The 19,549-nt window shown below is 70.3% G+C and carries 12 protein-coding genes; 1 reads left to right on the top strand and 11 read right to left on the bottom strand.

Annotated features, from left to right (window positions below):
• Positions 1–464: 464 nt before the first annotated feature.
• The 8 genes from ggt to ABE505_RS11765 form a co-directional block, all read right to left on the bottom strand.
• Entirely contained in the window at positions 465–2,165 is a 1,701-nt protein-coding gene (gene ggt / locus ABE505_RS11800) for a gamma-glutamyltransferase (RefSeq protein ID WP_346444421.1), read from the bottom strand.
• A 67-nt stretch (positions 2,166–2,232) separates the two neighbouring features.
• Positions 2,233–2,901: an epoxyqueuosine reductase QueH gene (locus ABE505_RS11795; protein WP_346444423.1), complete on the bottom strand. Its 669-nt coding sequence runs from the start codon at positions 2,899–2,901 to the stop codon at positions 2,233–2,235.
• Between the two features lie 85 nt (positions 2,902–2,986).
• On the bottom strand, positions 2,987–6,295 hold the full coding sequence (locus ABE505_RS11790) for a S41 family peptidase (RefSeq protein WP_346444425.1): 3,309 nt from the start codon (positions 6,293–6,295) through the stop codon (positions 2,987–2,989).
• A 335-nt stretch (positions 6,296–6,630) separates the two neighbouring features.
• Complete coding sequence (mmsB, locus tag ABE505_RS11785; protein WP_346444513.1) at positions 6,631–7,530, bottom strand: 3-hydroxyisobutyrate dehydrogenase; 900 nt, start codon at positions 7,528–7,530, stop codon at positions 6,631–6,633.
• 43 nt (positions 7,531–7,573) lie between these two features.
• The gene (locus ABE505_RS11780) at positions 7,574–8,734 is read right to left on the bottom strand and encodes an enoyl-CoA hydratase/isomerase family protein (RefSeq protein ID WP_346444427.1); all 1,161 of its coding nucleotides are present in this window, start codon (positions 8,732–8,734) and stop codon (positions 7,574–7,576) included.
• Positions 8,731–9,540 carry an enoyl-CoA hydratase gene (locus tag ABE505_RS11775; protein WP_346444428.1) on the bottom strand — a complete coding sequence of 270 codons (810 nt, stop codon included), beginning with the start codon at positions 9,538–9,540 and terminating at the stop codon, positions 8,731–8,733. The genes ABE505_RS11780 and ABE505_RS11775 overlap by 4 nt, the downstream gene beginning before the upstream one ends.
• Positions 9,537–10,718 (bottom strand): acyl-CoA dehydrogenase family protein, encoded by a 1,182-nt coding sequence (locus tag ABE505_RS11770; protein ID WP_346444430.1) that lies wholly within the window; start codon positions 10,716–10,718, stop codon positions 9,537–9,539. The genes ABE505_RS11775 and ABE505_RS11770 overlap by 4 nt, the downstream gene beginning before the upstream one ends.
• A complete protein-coding gene (locus ABE505_RS11765) occupies positions 10,718–12,226 on the bottom strand; it encodes a CoA-acylating methylmalonate-semialdehyde dehydrogenase (protein WP_346444432.1) in 1,509 nt (502 codons plus the stop codon). Before ABE505_RS11765 ends, ABE505_RS11770 begins: the two co-directional genes overlap by 1 nt.
• A gap of 121 nt (positions 12,227–12,347) precedes the next feature.
• Between ABE505_RS11765 and ABE505_RS11760 the strand changes: the two genes are divergently transcribed.
• Positions 12,348–13,703, top strand: coding sequence for a short-chain fatty acyl-CoA regulator family protein (locus ABE505_RS11760; protein ID WP_346444433.1), 1,356 nt, complete (start codon positions 12,348–12,350; stop codon positions 13,701–13,703).
• A 9-nt stretch (positions 13,704–13,712) separates the two neighbouring features.
• Here ABE505_RS11760 and ABE505_RS11755 read toward each other — a convergent pair whose 3' ends face one another.
• From ABE505_RS11755 to ABE505_RS11745, 3 genes are all read right to left on the bottom strand, one after another.
• Positions 13,713–14,426, bottom strand: a complete 714-nt coding sequence (locus ABE505_RS11755; RefSeq protein WP_346444435.1) for a transposase — start codon at positions 14,424–14,426, stop codon at positions 13,713–13,715.
• A gap of 109 nt (positions 14,427–14,535) precedes the next feature.
• On the bottom strand, positions 14,536–16,479 hold the full coding sequence (locus ABE505_RS11750; protein WP_346444436.1) for a prolyl oligopeptidase family serine peptidase: 1,944 nt from the start codon (positions 16,477–16,479) through the stop codon (positions 14,536–14,538).
• A 34-nt stretch (positions 16,480–16,513) separates the two neighbouring features.
• The gene (locus tag ABE505_RS11745) at positions 16,514–19,543 is read right to left on the bottom strand and encodes a TonB-dependent receptor (RefSeq protein ID WP_346444438.1); all 3,030 of its coding nucleotides are present in this window, start codon (positions 19,541–19,543) and stop codon (positions 16,514–16,516) included.
• Positions 19,544–19,549 lie beyond the last annotated feature (6 nt).

Genomic DNA, 19,549 nt, shown 5'->3' with positions numbered 1-19,549 from the left:
GCCTGCATGCGCAAGCTGCTGACCATCCTCAACGCCATGCTTCGAGACAACGCCAGATTCCGACTCGAAACGCCTGTTGCGGCTTGACCTCCAACACCGTTGCTCCCCCGCAAGCGGGGGAGGTGTCGCGATCGCCGGCGCTGCGGCGCGGCCCTCTCTTCCGCGTGCAGGACGGTGCCACGATCTTCGGCATTGCAGCGCCGTGCTCCCTCCCCCGCGTGCGGGGGAGGGTTGGGGTGGGGGCGATCGGCCACGAGGGAACGTCGTTTGGATGTCGGGAAATGCCCCGCCCCCCCACGCGCCGCGCTGCGCGCGTCGACCTCGCCCCGCAGGCGGGGGAGGTGGCGCGATCTTCGGTCCTTCGGCACCGCAGCGCTGCGCTCCCTCCCCCGGGGCCGCGCGCGACATTTGTGTGTCGAACACTGCCGCGAGCGGGGGAGGTGACTTGGGGCGTCGACCTTCGCTCAGTAGCCGGCGGCCTGACCGTCCTTGCGCGATTCGCTGGCGCCGATCCAGCCGCCGTGCGGGTTCTTCATGATCGCCTGGTAGCCGCCGTAGGGGCCGTGCGAGAAGCGCACCGAATGGCCCTTCATCATCAGCGCGCGCACGGTTTCGTACGAAAAGCCGCTTTCCAGGTCGAGCTCGCCACCGTCGGTCATCGCGGTGTTCTGCCCGGTCGGTTCGGTCGAGCCGTCGTGCTGGATCCGCGGCGCATCGCCGGCCTCCTGCAGGTTCATGCCGAAGTCGATCATGTTGATCAGGATCTGCACGTGGCCCTGCGGCTGCATCGCACCGCCCATCACGCCGAAGCTCAGCCACGGCTCGCCGTCGCGGGTCGCGAACGCGGGGATGATCGTGTGGAACGGCCGCTTGCCCGGCGCGTAGCCGTTGGGATGCTCGGCCTTGAGCACGAACTGCTCGCCGCGATCCTGCAGGATGAAACCCAGGCCCGGCGGCGCCATGCCGCTGCCCATGCCGCGATAGTTGGACTGGATCAGCGAGACCATCATGCCGTCGGCATCGGCGGTGGTCAGATAGATCGTGTCGCCTTCGTCGAGCTGGCGCGGCGTGCCGGGCTGCACCTCGCGCAGCGCGCGGTCCATCGAGATCAGCTGCCCGCGCTCACGCGCGTAGTCCTTGGAGATCAGCCGTGCGACCGGTGCCGGATGGAACGCCGGATCGGCATACCAGCGGGCGCGATCGGCGAACGCGAGTTTCTTGGCCTCGGTGAACAGGTGCACGTGTTCCGGACTGCCGAAGCCGTAGGACGCGAGGTCGTAGGGTTCGAGCAGGTTGAGGATCTGCAGCGCCGCAATGCCCTGCCCGCTGGGCGGCAGCTCCCAGACATCGACGCCCCGGTAGTTGGTCGACACCGGCTCGACCCAGTTGCCGGTGTGCGCGGCGAGGTCCTCGTACGACAGGAAGCCGTCGTTGGCGGCGAAGTAGTCGCTGATCGTGCGCGCGATCTGCCCCTTGTAGAACGCGTCGCGACCGCCGTCGGCGATCGCCTGCAAGGTATTGGCGAGATTGGGGTTGCGCCAGGTCTCGCCCTTGCGCGGCGCACGGCCATCGATCGTGAACTGCTCGGTGAAGCCGGGCCACCGCGACAGTCGCGGCACCGACCGGCCCCAGTAATAGGCGATGACCTCGTGCACCGGATGGCCCTCGCGCGCGTAGCGGATTGCCGGTGCGAGGTTGTCGGCCATCGCGCGCCGGCCGAAGCGGCCATGCAGCGCGAACCAGCCGTCGACCGCGCCGGGCACGGTGACCGGCAGCGGGCCGTGCGAGGGGATATCGGTGAGGCCACGACGCGCGAACTCGGCCAGGGTCAGCGACTGCGGCGAGCGCCCGGACCCGTCATAGCCATACAGGCGCCGCGTCTTCGGGTCCCAGACGATCGCGAACAGGTCGCCACCGATGCCGTTGCCGGTCGGCTCCATCAACCCCAGCGCAGCGTTGGCCGAGATCGCGGCATCGACCGCCGAGCCGCCCGCACGCATGGTGTCGAGCGCGATCTGGGTCGCCAGCGGGTGCGAGGTCGCGGCCATCGCGTGCGGCGCGAGGACTTCGCTGCGGGTCGCGAACGTCCGCCCGGTGATGCGGTCGGCGGCGGCGGCGGGCAGCGCGATGGCCAGGGCGGCGCAGGCGGCCAGGACAAGGCGCATGGTGGGTCTCCTTCGGGTGATCGGCGACAGTAGCGCATTGCCGGCCCGTCGCGCCGCGCGGCGCGTCTCAATCCTCGGCATCGCCGTAGAACTGGATGCCGATGCGGATGCGCTCGCGGCCCTGCGCCCGACGATGGCGGTTGGTGTCGCGCAACGAGTACACGCAACCGCAGTACTCCTGCTGGTAGAACCGCTCGCGCTTGCTGATGTCGATCATCCGCGACGATCCGCCTCCCTTGCGCCAGTTGTAGTCCCAGTACCTCAGGCCATCGTAGGGCGCGGCGGCACGATGGCCGCAGTCGTTGATCTGCGCCATGTTCTTCCAGCGCGAAATGCCCAGCGAGCTGGTGATCAGGGGAAAGCCGTGCTCGTGGGCATACAGCGCGGTGCGCTCGAAGCGCATGTCGAAGCACATCGTGCAGCGGATGCCGCGCTCGGGTTCATTCTCCATGCCCTTGGCGCGGGCGAACCAGTTGTCGGTGTCGTAGTCGGCGTCGACGAACGGCACGCCGTGCTTCTGCGCGAAGCGGATGTTCTCCTCCTTGCGCAGCAGGTATTCCTTCACCGGATGGATATTGGGGTTGTAGAAGAACACGGTGTAGTCGATGCCCGCCTCGACGAAGGCCTCCATCAGCTCACCCGAGCACGGCGCGCAGCACGAATGCAGCAGCAGGCGGTCGTGCGCGGGGGCGAACCCGTCGGGAAGCGGAAGCGGCTGGCGTTGGGGTGCAGGCATGACGGTGCGGGCGGAGGGCGCTGGAGGGCCATGGTAGCGCCCTCCCGCCGCGTCATCCCGGCAACGCCGGGATGACGTGTTGCCGCTACGGTCCCGACGGCGCGGCGTCGATGGCGGCGGGTTCGCCGTCGTCGAAGCGGCCACGGATCGGGAACGGCTGCGGCTGCGGCCGCGGCACCGGGGCCGCCTCGAGCCGGCGCAGCAGTTCACTGATGCCGCGATCGAGCTGGGCGTCCTCGCCGCGCCACGCCGCGTGCGGCAGGTTGTCGACCGCGATGTCCGGATCGACGCCGCGGCCTTCGATCAACCAGCGTCCGTCGCGGTCGAACTGCGCATTCTGCGCCGCGCGCATCACCCCGCGATCGACCAGGCGATTGCTGTCGCTCAGCCACACGCCGGCACCGGCCGTGCGCTGGCCGATCACCGGGCCCAGGCCCAGCGCCTGCACGCCGGCGGAGAAAGTCTCGCCGTCGGAATAGGTCAGCGCATCGGCCAGTACCACCAGGTGGCCGCGGAAGCTCTGCTGCATGTTCCAGTACGGCGCCGACCCCGGCGGCGCCCAGAACGCCCAGGCGCGACGCAGCAACGTGCCCAGGACCCAGCTGTCGATGTTGCCGCCGCGATTGCGACGCACGTCGATGACCAGGCCTTCGCGGTCGACGTTGGCGTAGAACTCGCGCGCAAAGGCGGCGATGTCGTTGGCGCCCATCGCGTACAGGTGCAGGTAGCCGATGCGGCCGTCGGTCGCCTGCTCGACGTGCTCCCGGCGCGACTGCACCCAGTCGTCGTAGCGCAGCTGGGCATCGCGCTCCATCGTCACCGGTACCGTCACGGTGCTGCGCGCGGTGCCGTCGCGGCGGTAGTCGAGCCGCACCTGCTGTCCGGCCTGGTGTTCCAGACGCAGCGTGACGTCGGCCGGCGTGCGCACCGGCTGGCCATTGATCGCGGTGATCACGTCACCGGCGCGCAGCGCGGTGCCGGGCCGGGCCAGCGGCGCGCGCGCATCGGGCAGCTCGGGATCGCTGCGATAGATATGGCGCAGGCGCACGCCGTCGGCATGGGCCTCGTACACACCGCCGAGCGAGGCCGGCACCGGACGCTCGGGGTCCTGGCGGTACTCGCCCCCGCGCACCTGCGAATGCAGCACGCCCAGTTCGGCCACCATCTGCCGCAGCAGGTCGTCGAGTTCGGTGCGCTCGCCCACGCGCGGCAACAGCGGCCGGTACTTGGCGCCGATCGCCACCCAATCCTGGCCGCGCAGGCCGGGGTCGAACAGGTAGTCGCGTTGCATGCGCCAGGCATCGTCGAACATCTGCGTCCACTCGCGCGTCGGTTCGACCGCCAAGCGCCAGTCGCCGGTCCGGACCTGGTGCGGCTCGAGGTCGTCGGGCAGCTTGTCGGCGACCGGAACCAGGTACATCTCGCCCGGGCCGTCACGCTCGGCCGTGCGGTAGAACAGGGTCTTGCCGTCGGCCGACAGGCCGAACTCGGCGACATGCTCGGCGAAGGTCTCGATGCGCGCCCGCTCGGCGCGATAGGCGATGCTGCGCAGCGCCGGCATGGCCTCGGCCTGCGAAGGCTGGTCGAGCACGAACAGGTGTTTCTGGCCGGCAGCCAGCGCGCGATAGTTGCCGGCCTCCACCGGCACCTCGTACAGCCGCGCTGCCAGCCCGGCGGTGACGATCCGCGGCAGCGCGCCTGCCGCGGCCTCCTTCGCATCCTCGGCCTTCTCGGCCTCGCGCTCGGGGGTGTCGGCGTCGATCGCCGGATCGACGGCGCGCAGTTCGGTCGGCGGCTGGAACGCGAAGCGGTTGTCCGGCTGCAGCGCCAGCGCATAGAGGCGGGTGCGCCGGTCGAACATCGGCCCCATGTTGCGGTCGCCCCAGGGCGCACCCGGCGTCGCGCGGAACTCGCGCTCGGACAGGAAATACAGCCAGCGGCCGTCGGCGGTGAACGCGGGCGAATGGCTGTTGTAGCGGTCGCTGGTCAGCACATGGCGCTGTCCGTCGGCGACGGTGTAGAGCACGATCTGCTCGCGCTGATAGCTCGTGTCCGGTCGCACCACGGCCAGCGCGCGACTGTCGGGCGCCCAGACGACGCCTTCGTAGGCGCGCACCGGGCTCTGGTCGATCCGGCGGTTCTGCCCACTGCGCAGGTCCAGCAGCCACAGCGCGCCGCTGAAGTCGCTGTGCGCCAGCCAACGGCCATCGGGCGAGGGCGCCAGGTCGAAGCGCTGGGTGCGGCCGTCGCGGGTCAGGGCCTCGCCAGGGCCGCTGCCATCGGCGGGAAAGCGCCAGATCTCATGCTCGCCGGTGGCATCGCCGATCGCGTAGAGCCAGCGCCCATCGGGACTGAGAACCGCATTGCGCGCCCGGCTGCCTTCCGGCAGCGCCGGCTCGATCCGGCGAACCGCGCCGGTGCCGGCGAGCGCCACGCGCCCGCGTGCGGTCAGCGCGACCCGGCTGCCGTCGGCGGACACGCGCGCACTGTCGAGGAAGGCCAGCGGCCGGTCCAGCCAGCGCGTGCGCCGCGATGCGGTGTCGGTCGCCAGTGTCAAGGCGAGCACACGATCGTCGCCGCTGGCGATGTCGTAGCGGGCGATGTCGGCGCCGCGCTGGTAGACGATGCGGCCGTCGCGCAACTGCGCCCCGCGCACCTCGAAGTCGCGATGCGCGGTGAGCTGCTGCGTATCGCCGCCGTCGGCATCGAAGGACCACAGATTGGGCACGCCGTCGGCATCGCTGGTCACGTACACACGGCCCTGCCACCACATCGGCCGCGACAGCGTGCCGACGTGGTCGGCGGCCAGGCGCACGGCCTCGCGGGCGCCGGGGTCGAAGCGCCACAGCTGGCCGCGAGCGCCACCGCGGTACTCGCGCGCGTTGTCCTGGGTCACGGCCAGGCCGAAACGGATGAAGTACAGCCGCCCCTGATCGTCGTACGTCGCCTCGCGCGCATCGGCCAGCGGCAATTCGCGCCGGGCCAGCGTATCGGGATGCACCGCATGCAGCGTCCACGACCAGGTCGGCCCCACCCGCTGGTCGGTCGCATAGAGCACCTCACCCTGCGGGGTCCAGCCCTGCACCAGCACGCGCCCGCCTTCGAAGCTCAGACGCTTGGGCACGCCACCGGCCAGCGGCATCACATAGGCCTCGGTGGCGCCGTCGTAGTCGGCCGCATAGGCCAACCGGGTGCCGTCGGCGGAGATCGAGGGCTGGGTCTCGTTGGCCGGATGGCTGGTCAGGCGCCGGGCCTGGCCACCGTCGACGCCCGCCAGCCACAGGTCGCCTTCGGAGGCGAACACCAGCTGCGCGCCATGAAGCGCGGGATCGCGGTAATAGCCGGTCACCGCCGATGCAGGTCCGCACAGCAGCAGGCCGAGCAACGGCAACAAGCACGAAAACCACAGGCGCAGGGCCCGCGCGCGAAGCGACGGTGATGGCATTCGATCGTCCCCAGACAGACGCGTCGCCACCCGGGCGACTCAGCCCGCGAGCTTAAGCGGCGGGCGCGGCGCGCACAGGCGCCGGAAGTCATGCGCGAGCCTGCGCCCATGTGCCCGCTGTCGCATTCTCGGGCAGGCATGCGGGGATCGCCGCGCATCCGCCAGCTCGCTAGACACGGCGCGCCCGACGCCGGCCGATCGCGTGTGCGTGCCCACGCCACGCGGCGCCACGTGCGGCGCGCCTGCGCCATCATCCGCCCGGCGATGCCGGGCGGATGTCCAGATCAGCGTCGCTGCAGCAGCGTCACCACGCTGGAGAAATCCAGCCCGCCGTTGCCGGCCTGGCTGTTCATCGCGTACAGGTTGCGCGCCAGCTCGCCCAGCGGCACCGCCGCGCCCGTGCCCATCGCGGCCTCCGCGGCCAGCCCCAGGTCCTTGAGCATCAGATCGTTGCCAAAACCGCCGGTGTAGCCGCGCGATGCCGGTGCGTTTTCGAGCACGCCGGGCCACGGATTGCAGACCTCGGTCGCCCAACTGCGGCTGGTGCTGACCGCCATCATCTGCGACAGCACCTTGGGGTCCAGGCCATGCGCGGCGCCGAGGGCGATCGCCTCGCCGGTCGCGGCCATGATCACGCCCAGCGCCATGTTGTTGCACAGCTTGGCGACCTGGCCGGCGCCGGCCTCGCCCATGTGGAAGATGTTCTTGCCCATCGCCTCGAGCACCGGCCGGGCGCGCTCGAGCGCATCCGCGCTGCCGCCGACGATGAAGGTCAGCGTGCCGGCCTGGGCGCCCGCGGTGCCGCCGGAGACCGGGGCGTCGATCATCTGCAGGCCACGCGCCTTCGCCGCAGCGGCGACCTTCTGTGCCGAAGCGGGCGCGATCGTGCTGCAGTCGATCACCAGCGCGCCGTCGGGCAGCGTCGCCATCAGGCCGTCGTCGCCCAGGTACAGGCCTTCGACGTGGCGGCTGGCCGGCAACATCGAGATCACCACCTCCGCATCGTTGACCGCGTCGGCAGCGCTGGCAGCGGCGCTCGCGCCGGCCTGCACGACCGGGGCGAGCGCGTCCGTATTGAGGTCGAAGGCGCGCACGGCGTGGCCGGCCTTGGCGAGGTTGGCGGCCATCGGCCCGCCCATGTTGCCCAGTCCGATGAAGGCGATGCGAGTCATGTGGTTCTCCAGGTGACGATGCGGATGGGGCGTGCGGTCTTCGACGGCCGACAGGTCATGCGGCGCGCGGCGAGGCCAGGTCGGCGAGTGGATGCACACCACCCGGCCAGTCGGGTTCGACGAGGAACGTCTGCGCCCAGGCCGGTGTCGTGGCAGCCAGTGTGGCCGGCTCCCAGCGCGGGGTGCGGTCCTTGTCGATCAGCAGCGCGCGGATGCCTTCGGCGAAATCACCATGCGCAGCGCAGTGCAGCGCGGCGACGTACTCCATGCGGAAGACGTCGGCCAGCGACAGGTCGGCCGCGCGGCGCTGCAGCTCGAACCCCAGCCGTGCCGATCCCGGCGAACCGGCGGCGAGCGTCTTCTGCGCCGCGCCGAGCCAGGCGTCTTCGCCGGCATCGAGTGCGGCGATCGCCTCGACGATGTCCTCCAGCCGCGCGTGCGCACAGATCGCGGCCACCGTCTGCGCATGCCGCTGCAGCGGGCCAGGCTCGGCCGACACGGCGAAGCGCTGCAGCAGCGTGTCCAGGCGCGCGTGGTTGTCGCGGTCCTCGCGCGCCCAGGCCTCGGCGGCGAGCGCGTCGAACACCGTCTCGCGATCGGCCTCCGCCAGTTGCACGTCGGCCAACTGCGCGTGGATCGCATCGCCCGGTCCCAGCAGCGCACCGGTCAGCGCAAGGAACAGGCCGGCGCGATCGGGCACGCGGGCGAGCAGCCAACTGCCGCCCACGTCCGGGAACAGACCGACGGTGATTTCCGGGAACGCCAGCTTCGAGCGCTCGGTCACCACGCGGTGGCTGGCGCCGGCCATCAGCCCGATGCCGCCGCCCATGACGATGCCATGGCCCCAGCAGAGCACCGGCTTGGGGTAGGTGTGGATGCGGTGGTCGAGGCGGTACTCGACCTCGAAGAACTCGGCGGCGTAGGCGTTGTCGCGCACGTCGGTGGCGCCCGCCGCGCGATACGCGGTCATGCTCTCGTACAGCGCATGCAGGTCGCCGCCGGCGCAGAACGCTTTTTCGCCCGCGCCCTGCAGCACGACCAGGGCGATCGCCTCGTCCTTCGCCCAGGCCACCAGTTGCGCATCGAGCAGCCGCGCCATCTCCAGCGACAGACCGTTGAGGGTCTTGGGCCGGTTGAGCGTGGCGATGCCCACGCGGCGGCCGCCAGCGGCGGCGCGCTCCTCGAACAGCACCGCGGCAGGATCGGCCGCACTCATGCGTTGGTCCACACGGGGCTGCGCTTTTCCAGGAACGCGGCGACGCCTTCCTTCTGGTCGGCGGTGTCGAACAGGTCGACGAACCGTTCGCGCTCTGCGATCAGCCCGGCGACCGCCGGCTGGCTGCGCGTGGTCTGCACCAGTCGCTTGCAGGCCGCGACACTGGTCGGCGACTGCTTGGCGGCCTTGGCCGCCCAGTCCAGCGCGCGCGCCTTCGCCTCACCGCGCTCCACGACCTCCTCGACCACGCCGATGCGCAGCGCGGTCGCCGCGTCGATGCGCTCGCCGAGCAGGATCATGCGCTTGGCCCAGCCCTCGCCGGCCAGGCGGGTGAGGTTCTGGGTGCCGCCCGCGCACGGCAGCAGACCCACGGTCGCCTCGGGCAGCGCCAGCTGCGCCTGCGCCTCGGCGATGCGCAGGTCGCAGGCCAGCGCGCATTCGAGCCCGCCGCCCATCGCATAGCCGTTGATCGCGGCGATCGACACACCGCGGAATGCGCTCAGCGCCTCGAAGGCCTCGCCGAAGCGGCGCGCGGCCTCGCGCGCGGCGGCCTTGTCGCCGGAGGCGAACTGCTTGAGGTCGGCGCCGGCCGAGAAGAACTTCTCGCCCTCGCCGGTGATCACCAGCGCATAGATGTCGCGATCGCCGTCGAGCGCGACGACCAGGTCGCGCAGCGCGGCCAGGCTGTGCACGGTCCAGGTGTTGGCCGGCGGATTGCGCAGCGTGACGATCGCGGTGTGGCCGTCGATCGCAAGCCCCAGCCCGGTCCAGTCGCGCGTGCGGTAGTCGTGGGCAGTGTGGCTCATCGCAGGTCCTCCTCGGTGTTGAGCAGATGGCGCGCGACGATCACGCGCATGATCTCGTTGGTGCCTTCCAGGATCTGGTGCACGCGGCTGTCGCGCAACAGCCGTTCGACCGGGTACTCGCGGATGTAGCCGTAGCCGCCGTGCAACTGCAGCGCATCGTTGCACACGGCAAAGCCGGCATCGGTCGCGAAGCGCTTGGCCATCGCGCACCACACCGTGGCATCGGCGCTGCCGGCATCGAGCTTGCGCGCGGCGGTGTGCACCATCTGCCGGGCGGCGACCAACTGCGTGGCCATGTCGGCGAGCTTGAACTGCAGCGCCTGGAACTCGCCGATCGCCTTGCCGAACTGCTTGCGCTCGCGCAGGTACCCGCGCGCGGCGTCGAGCGCACCCTGGGCGGCGCCCAGCGAGCAGGCCGCGATGTTGATGCGGCCGCCGTCCAGGCCCTTCATCGCGATCTTGAAGCCCTCGCCTTCCGCGCCGAGCAGATGGTCGGCCGGCACGCGCACGCCGGTGAAGCTGATCGTGCGGGTAGGCTGGCTGTTCCAGCCCATCTTCTCTTCCTTCTTGCCGTACGCGATGCCCGGCAGGTCGGCCGGCACCGCGAACGCGCTGATCCCGCGCGCGCCCTCGCCACCGGTGCGGGCCATCACGATCAGCATGTCGGTGGCACCGGCGCCGGAGATGAAGGCCTTGCTGCCATCGATGACGTAGTCGTCGCCATCGCGCACCGCGCGGGTCTTGAGCGAGGCGGCATCGGAGCCCGCGCCGGGCTCGGTCAGGCAGTAGGAGCCGAGCTTGTCGCCGCTGGCCATCGCCGCGGCCCACTCGCCGCGCACCCGCGCCCCGGCCCAGGATGCGAGCATCCAGGTCGCCATGTTGTGGATGCTGATGTAGGCCGCGGTCGAGGGGTCGGCCGCCGAGAGCTCCTCGAAGATCAGCGCCGCATCCAGCCGCGACAGGCCGATACCGCCCGCGTCCTCGGGCGTGTAGATGCCGCAGAAGCCGAGCGCGCCGGCGCCGGCGATCACCTCGCGCGGAAAGATGCCCTCCGCATCCCAGTGCGCGGCCTGCGGCGCGAGCTGCGCGGCGGCGAAATCGCGCGCGGCCTCGCGGAACGCAGCCTGCTCTTCGGTCAGGCCGAAATCGGCGCCGGCGGTGGTGGTGGCCGCCATCATCACTTCAGGCTGATCGTGGTGTTGACGCCGTGGCCCAGCGTCTCGTCGTCGAACCAGCGCGCGGTCACCGTCTTGGTCTGGGTGTAGAACGTCACCACCTGCTTGCCGTACGGACCGAGGTCGCCGAGCTTGGACGCGCGCGAGCCGGTGAACGAGAACAACGGCACCGGCACCGGAATCGGCACGTTGATGCCGACCTGGCCGACATCGATCTCCTCCTGGAACTTGCGCGCGGCCGCACCGGACTGGGTGAACACCGCGACGCCGTTGCCGTTGGGATTGGCGTTGACGAGCGCGATCGCCTCGTCCAGCGACTCGGCCGCCAGGATCACCAGCACCGGCCCGAAGATCTCTTCGTCGTAGATGCGCATGCCGGGCTTGACTCCGGAGAAGATCGTCGGACCGACGAAATTGCCCTTGGCGTAGTCGCCGCCCATTTGGGGATTGCGGCCATCGAGCTCCAGCGTCGCGCCCTCCTCGATCCCCGAGGCGATCAGCGCTTCGATCCGCTCGCGCGCCGCGCAGGAGATCACCGGCCCGACATCGGTGCCGGGCTCGGTGCCGCCGCCGACCTTCAGCGTCTTGGCCTTGGCGACCAGATCGGGAATCCAGGCCTGCGCCTCGCCGACCAGCACCGCGGTGCTGGCGGCCATGCAGCGCTGGCCGGCCGCGCCGAAGGCGGCGCCGGCCATCGCGTTGAGGGTCTGCTCCTTGTTCGCGTCGGGCAGCAGGATCGCGTGGTTCTTCGCGCCCATCATGCATTGCACGCGCTTGCCGGCGAGCGAGGCGCGGTTGTAGACGTGGGTGCCGACCTTGGTCGAGCCGACGAACGAGACCGCCTTGATGTCGACGTGGTCGCAGATCGCGTTGACCACGTCCGGGCCGCCATGCACGACGTTGAGCACGCCCTTGGGAATGCCGGCCTCGAGCGCGAGCTCGACCAGGCGCATCGTCACCAGCGGGTCCTGCTCGGAGGGCTTGAGCACGAAGGTGTTACCGGTGGCGATCGCCATCGGGAACATCCACAGCGGGATCATCGCCGGGAAGTTGAACGGGGTGATGCCGGCGCACACGCCCAACGGCTGCAGCAATGTATAGGTGTCCACGCCATTGGCGACGTTGTTGGCCAGTTCGCCCAGCTGCAGGTTGCCGATCGCCGCGGCGTGCTCGACCACCTCCAGGCCGCGGAACACATCGCCCTCGGCGTCGGGCAGGGTCTTGCCCTGCTCGCTGGTCAGGATCGCGGCCAGCTCGCTCATGTGCTCGCGGATCAGCTGCTGGTACTTGAGGAAGATCCGCGCACGCGTGCCGATCGGGGTCTTGCGCCAGGTCTTGAACGCCTTCTGCGCGGCGGCGACGGCCGCGTCGACCTCGGCCGCGGTCGCGAACGGCACCCGCGCCAGCACCGCCTGCGTGGCCGGGTTGACCACATCGCGCCATTCGCGGGTCTGGGACTGGACGAACTCGCCGTCGATCAGCAGCGGGACGGAGTGCGGGGCATTCGACATGGGGCAGGCCTGCGGGCGGGACGGGATTCGCATTATTCGCAGGATCGCGCTGCCCGGCGCCCGTCCACCACCGCGTATCGTGCGAACATCGCGCACATTCCTGCGAAGGTTGCGAATCGTCATGTCCCGCCCCAAGCGCTTCGTCGGTGCCCGGCTGCGACGCCTGCGCCAGCAACACGGCCTGGCGCAGGCCGCGCTGGCGCAGGCACTGGCCCTGTCGCCGAGCTATCTCAACCAGATCGAACGCGACCAACGCCCGCTGACCCCGGCAGTGCAGGCGCGGCTGGAGGCCCTGCTCGGCCCACAGCCGGCCTTGTTCGACGGCGCCGGTCCGGCCGCCCTGGTCGGCGAACTGCGCGAGGCGCTGGCCGACCTGGGCGAGACCGCCGCGACCCCGGACGAGCTCGAGACACTGGCCGGCGACCTGCCCGGCATCGCCCGCCTGCTGCTGGACCTGCACCGGCGCCAGCGTGCGATCCGCGAGCGCGCCGACGTCCTGGCCGCGCACCTGGGCGAGGTCGAACTCGCCGGGCCAGACGGCGACCCGGTGCGCGACTACTTCAACCGGCGCCGCAATCATGTCGCCGAGCTCGACGACATCGCCGAAGCGGCGTTCGGCGCGCACGGGCTGGTCGCCGGACAGGTCGCGCCACGCCTGCGCCAGCGGCTGCGCGAGGCCCACGGCATTGTCGTGGCGCTGGACGACGGGATGGACGACAAGCGCCGCTTCGACCCGGACACCCGCACCCTGTGGTTGCCCGATTGGCTGCAGCCCGGACAACAGGCGTTCCAGATGGCCGCCGAACTCGCATTGCGCGAGCACGGCGCGCTGATCGACACCCTGGTCGCCCAGGCCGGTTTCGCCGATCCCGAGCGCGCGGCCCAGGCCCGTATCGGCCTGTCGAACTACTACGCCGGGGCGCTGGTGATGCCCTACGGCGCGTTTCTCGATGCCGCCCAGGCCGAGCGCTACGACATCGACCGCCTCGCCCACCGCTTCGGTGTCGGCTTCGAGGCCGTCTGCCACCGGTTGAGCACCCTCGCCCGCCCCGGGCGTCCGGGCCTGCCGTTCTTCTTCGTGCGCGTCGACCGCGCCGGCAACGTCTCCAAGCGCCACTCGGCCACCGACTTCCACTTCTCGCACGTCGGCGGCGCCTGCCCGCTGTGGATCGTCTACGAGGCCTTCAACCAGCCCGGCCGCATCCTGACCCAGGTCGCCCGCATGCCCGACGGCCGCCGCCACTTCTGGCTGGCCCGCCAGGTCGAGAGCGGGCCGACCGGCCACGGCCGACAGCGCAAGACGTTTGCCGTGAGCCTGGGCTGCGACCTGCGCCACGCCGACCGCCTGACCTACTCGCGCGGCCTCGACCTCGACGACCTCGCCACCGCCACCCCGATCGGCCCGGGCTGCAAGGTCTGCGAACGCACCGACTGCGTCCAACGCGCCTTCCCGCCCCTGCGCCTGCCCGCCCTCTGAAAACCGGGGTCAGCGTGCATTTTCCGCCGCCCGGCCTGCACGCCCGCACGGCGGCCGCCCCCGCCTGACCGGCCCCGCCGGCCGCCCGAGTCGGGCCTCCAGTGCCTGCCACGCGTGTTCGGAACCGTACAGGTGCTGCCGCTGCAGATGCGCGGCAATGGCTTCGGTCTCGTTCGCATCGACGGCCTCCGCGACCAGCGCGCGCCACGCCTGGTGACGCAGCGCCGGGCTCGACGCCAAGCCTTGCCAGGCCGGATGCGGACTGAGCGGATCGTCCACGGCGCCGATGTTGCCGCGATGACTGGAACACGGATATTCGGCTGCCTCGTCGACCATGCGCGCGCGCAGCGGATTGCGTTCGATGTAGCGCAGGCAACGCAGCAGGTACGCCTCGCCGATCACCGGGCAGGCCTTGTAGCGACCTTCCCACAGCGTGCCGGTGCGACCGTGACGCGCGTTGATCCAGCGCACGTAGCGCCGGCCGAGCGACTGCATCATGCGTGCGATCTGTCCCGCGGCGGCCGGCGTCGCCAGCAGATGCACGTGGTTGCTCATCAGCACGTGGGCGTGGATGGCGCAGCCGTGCTGTCGCGCGGTCTCACGCAGATCCTGCAGGTAGCCCAGGCGATCGGTGTCGTCGAAGAAGCACGACTGGCGGTCGTTGCCGCGCTGGACGATGTGCTGGGCCACATCGGGCAGGTCGATCCGGGGGCGTCGGGGCATGCTCGCATCCTTGCGGTGGCGTGCGAGCGACGATGCCCGTGCGACGGGAGCGACGCCATCGGGGCGTCGCTCGCCGTCATGTGGGGAAATTGCACTCTGACCCCGGTTTTTAGTCGTCGAGGAGGGTGTCCTGCCAGAAGGTGACGCCGGCCCAGAAGATGTAGTCGCGGTTTTCGCGCTTGTGAAACCCGTGGCCTTCGTTGCGCGCGAGCACGTGCCAGGCGCGGCCGCCGTTGGCGCGCACGGCGGCGACGATCTGTTCGGCCTCCGATGGCGGCACGCGCGGGTCGTTGCCGCCGGTGGCGACCATCAGCGGCACGCGGATGCGATCGACGTTGCGCAGCGGCGAGATCTCGGCGAGCTTGGCGCGCTGTTCGGCAATGCGTTCGTCGCCGTACTCGACCCGCCGCAGGTCCTGGCGATAGGACTGGGTGTTCTCCAGGAACGTCACGAAATCGGAGATCGCCACCGCACAGCTGGCCGCGCGCAGGCGGTCGCTGTAATGCACTGCCGAGGCGTAGCACATGTAACCGCCGTAGGAGAATCCGTAGACCGCGAAGCGCGTCGAATCCAGCGCCGCGTCCTGCTCGAGCGCATCGAGGAACGCGCCGATGTCGCGCACCGAGTCCTCGCGCTTCCACGGCCCGTTGTCGAGGTCGAGAAACCGCCGCCCATAGCCGGACGAGCCGCGCACGTTGGGCAGGAAGATCGCGATGCCCAGCTCGTTGACCAGGTAGTTGTCGGTGCCGAGGAACCCCGGTCGGCTCTGGCCCTCGGGCCCGCCGTGGATGTCGATGATCAACGGCCGCTTGCCGGGGAACTTCGCCGGGTCGGGGCGGTACAGGAAGCCCGACATCGCCTCGCCGTCGAAGCTGCGGATCTCGACCCGCTCCGGCGCCCGGTTGCGCGCCAGATCCAGCCCGCCCGCCTCGCTGCGGGTCCAGCGCCTGACCGCGAGCGTGTCGGGATCGACCGAGAACGCATCGCCCGGCACATCGAAGGCCGACAGACTCAGGCCGATCTCACCCCAGGGCGCGATCTGCAGCAGGTGCCCGAAGCTCCAGTGCAGCACGCCGTCGGGCAGACCGTCGACGTTGCGGACTTGTCCGTTCGCCGGATCGAGCACGCGCAGCCGCGACACGCCCGCATCGTTGATTGCATAGACGACGAAGCGCTCATCGTCGGCGACCGCGTAATCGGTCACATCCCATGGCGTTTCCGGGCTCAATGCCGTGAACGCGCCGCTGCGGCGATCGAGCTTGCCCAGACGCACCACGTCCGCATCGCGATTGGACAGCGTCCAGATGTTGCCATCGGCCGCGTAGCGCGCGTCGGCGTAGGACGCGGGCTGCGCCGGATCGGTGAGCGGGGTCATCCGGCCGCTGCGCAGGTCGATCTCGGCGACCACCGCCTGGTTGATCGACAGTCGGTTGATCGCCAGGGCGTTGCGGCCATCGGCGGAGAAGTCGCTGATGTTCCAGCCGCCGCCGGTGACCGTCGCCACCCGGCGATCGGTCGACGGGTCGCGCGGATCGATCACATACAGATCGGCGTCGGTGCCGTTGCGGCGGGTCGACGAATAGCCCACCCAGCGCCCGTCCCGGCTCCAGGCGCCGAACGCGTTGCGGCTCTTGCCGTCGGTGAGCAGCGTCAGCCGGCCTTCGTCGAGCCGGTAGAGCTGGAAGAACTCGTCGCCGCCGACGTCCTTCTGCACCACCAGTGCCGGCGCGCCGGCCGGTGCATGGGTGGCGAACGGGGTCGGCTCGGCCTCGAAGCTGATCTGCCGGCGTGCGCCGTCGGGCTGGGCGACCTCGAACAACTGGTCGGTGCTGCCGAAGCGGGTCTTGATCAGCATCGAGCGATCGGCCCGGTTCCAGCCCAGGAACTGCGCGCTGCGGAACTCCAGGTAGGGGCGTGTACGCGTCGCGGTGTCGTCGGGAATCTCGGGGACGCCGTCGGCCAGGACCGCCGGGGGCACGGCGACGGTCGCGGATGCGACCGTCGCTGCCACCAGCAATGCGAGACCCAAGAGCGCCTGGTGTGCGGTCTTCATGGATGTCATACCTTCGTGTCGGGGAGCGGGACGCTCAGAACTTCAGGCGAACGCCGGCGGTGTAGTAGCGACCCATCACGTCGTAGTACGGCGAGAACGTCGATCCGATCGGCGCCTGCTTGTTGGTGACGTTGTTGATCGCGCCGTACAGCTCCAGCTGTCCGCCCTCGCCCAGCCGCGTGCTCGCACCCAGGTCGTAGTAGACGTAGCTGCCGATCGCGCCGTTGACGATCGCCTGGTTGCGGTCGTACTGCCCGGACGAGATGTAGCGGGCACGGACGTTGGCAGAGAACCGGTCGCTGTTGAACGTCAGGCTGCTGACCGCACGCCAGCGCGGCACACCCAGCCCGAACGCATAGCCCTGCGAGCCGACGTACTCGATGTTGTTGATGCCGTCGTCGGTGGTCAGGCTGTTGATCCAGCTGGCCAGGGTGCGCGTGGTCAGCGTCCCGCCCACACCGAACAGCGTCGTCGGCCGCTTGTAGGCCAGCTCGATGTCCACGCCGTCGGTCTTGTACTGCGACAGGTTGGTGTAGGTGGAGACGATGCGCGTGATGTTGCCGCCGGCATCGCGCTCCACGCGTGCGCACATCGCCGGGTTGCCGGCCGCGCAGCGGTTGAGGATGTCCTGCAGCCCCACCGTGGTGATGACGTCCTGAATCTGGATGTCGAAATAGTCCACCGACAGATCGAGCCCCTCGATCGACTGCGGCGACCAGGTCAGGCCGACGGTGAGCGTGTCCGCGGTCTCGGGGACCAGCGCCGGATTGCCGCCGCCGTTGCTCAGCGCATACACCGTCTGGCCGGTGACCGGGTCGAGCACGTAGCTCCAGCCGGTGGTGCTGGTGGTGAACAGTTCGCTCAGGTTCGCCGAGCGGATGTCGCGCGAGCGGGCGATGCGGCCGCGAAAGCCTGGAAAGAACTCGTTGGTCGCGCCCAGCTTCCAGGACCAGATCGCTCCGGTGGTGGAGTAATCGGACACGCGCGCGGCGGCGTTGACGCCAAAATCGTGCAGCAGGCCGCGATCCTTGGCGATCGGCAGCAGCACCTCGCCGAACAGTTCCTTGACCGTGAAGCTGCCCTGCATCGGATTGAAGCTGAAGGAGCGGAACGCCTTGGCCGCATCGAGTGCACCCACGCGCTGATCGATCGACTCGCGCCGCGCTTCCACGCCCACCGCCACCGAGGCGGCGCCGGCCGGCATCTGGAACGGCTCGCCGCGCAGGCTCGCGCCGAAGGTGTCGAGCTTGGTCGTCGAGCGCTGGCTGGGCGTACCGGTCACGTAGTCGGCCGCGGCCTGCGACGGCGCGCCTTCGCCGAACACGTTGATCGGCACGCAGGCGACGCTGGGATCGGCGAGCGTGACCCGGCACACCGGCGCGCCGGTCGCCGGGTCGATGACCGAGTCGATCGCGTTCGCCCACGCCTGCCGCAACACGAAGCCGGGCGTGTCGAAGTTCTGCTCCGCCTCGCCGTGCGAGTAATAGGTGCTCCAGCGCCAGTCGCCGGCGTAGCCGTCGAAGGCCAGCGTGGCCTGGGTGGTGCGGCGCTCGAAGTCGATCCGCGGATAGTTGATGTCGTTGTTGAACCGGCCCAGCGTCAGCGTGCTGGCGCCGGCGGCGATCATTTCCTCGCGCACCGTGCCCGGCAGGAATGCGTTGTCCAGCCCGATCGACAGGTTGCCGCGGTTGTGGTCGCCGAACCAGATGTAGTGGTTGTACATGCGCGAGTGGCGCACGTCGGCGCTCATCCGGACCGTGTCGGTGAAGTCGTAGCGCACGCTGGCCAGCGTCGAGTAGCGCTTCTGCGGCGCGCTCAGCGGGCTGTAGTCGTCGTTCGACGGGCCTTCGCCGCCGCTCATCAGCGCACCGACCACCTTGCCGTAATCGAAGGGCCGCAAGGAACCGTCGGGGTTGAACGCCTGACCGGTCAGCGAAAACCCGCTGACCGCCTTGCCGTTCGCGTCGCGCGCGCCGACGATCAGCCCACCGATCGCGGCATCGGCGAAGCCGACATCGGGCATCAGCGTCGGCTGGCCATCGATCCGCAACGTCGACCAGCGGCCGGCCCGGGGGCGGGCACTGCGCGGCACGATGCCATCGTTGTCGAGGAACTCGCCGCCGACCAGCAGGTGGCCGCGATCGTCCGCGAAGCGCGTGCCCCAGGCGCCCTCGAAACGCTTTTCGTCGCCGTCCGAATAGGTCGAACGCCCGGCCTGCGCGCCGAACTTCACCCCCTCGAAGTCGTGATCCAGGGTGATGTTGACCACGCCCCCGACCGCGCCCGAGCCCCAGGCCGCCGACGCACCGCCGGTCACCACGTCCACGTATTTCACCAGCACCGACGGCACGGTGTTGAGGTCGTTATCGCCCGAGACGCGACGTCCGTCGAGCAGCACCAGGGTCCGGCTGATGCCCAGGCCGCGCAGGTCGACCGGGGCGTTGCCGGCGCCGGTGTTGGAGCCGGTGGTCTGCGGCGAACTGGTCGCACGGAACTGCGGCAGGTCATTGAGCGCGGCACCGATGTTGGTGCGCATGTCCAGGTTCAGCTCCTCGGCGCTGATCGGCAGGATCGGCGTCGGCGAGACGAAATCAGGCCGGTCGATGCGCGAGGCCGAGACCCGGACGGTGTCCAGGCTGACCGCATCGCCCGACGCCCCCGCGACCGCCGCACGCGCACCGGACGCCGCCGGCGACGCCGCGGCCTGCGGCGCGTTCTCCTCGGCGACGATGATCACGCGGCCATCGCTCTCGCGGTAGGTGAGTCCGGTGCCGGCCAGCAGCAGGTCCAGCGCCTCGCCGAGGCTGTGGCGCCCGGACACCGCCGGTGCGGTGATGCCTCGCACCAGATCCGGGGACACGATGATCTCGCGCTCGGCGCTGAGCGCCAGTTGGTTGAGCGCGGCGCCCAGTGGCTGGCTCTGCACCGCGAACTCGCGCTGCGGCGCTTGCGCCGATACCGGTGCGACGGCGCCGACCATGCAGCCCAGCGCGATCGCCAGCGCCGGCACCAGCGGATGCAACGAATGGCGACGCGCGCCCCCAGCCCTCAAACCCTGTGTCATGAAATC

This window comes from Luteimonas sp. TWI382, from assembly GCF_039674545.1.
Classification (GTDB): Bacteria; Pseudomonadota; Gammaproteobacteria; order Xanthomonadales; family Xanthomonadaceae; genus Luteimonas.
Note: the sequence above shows the minus strand (reverse complement) of the source record. Positions and strands in the feature narration are given on the sequence as shown.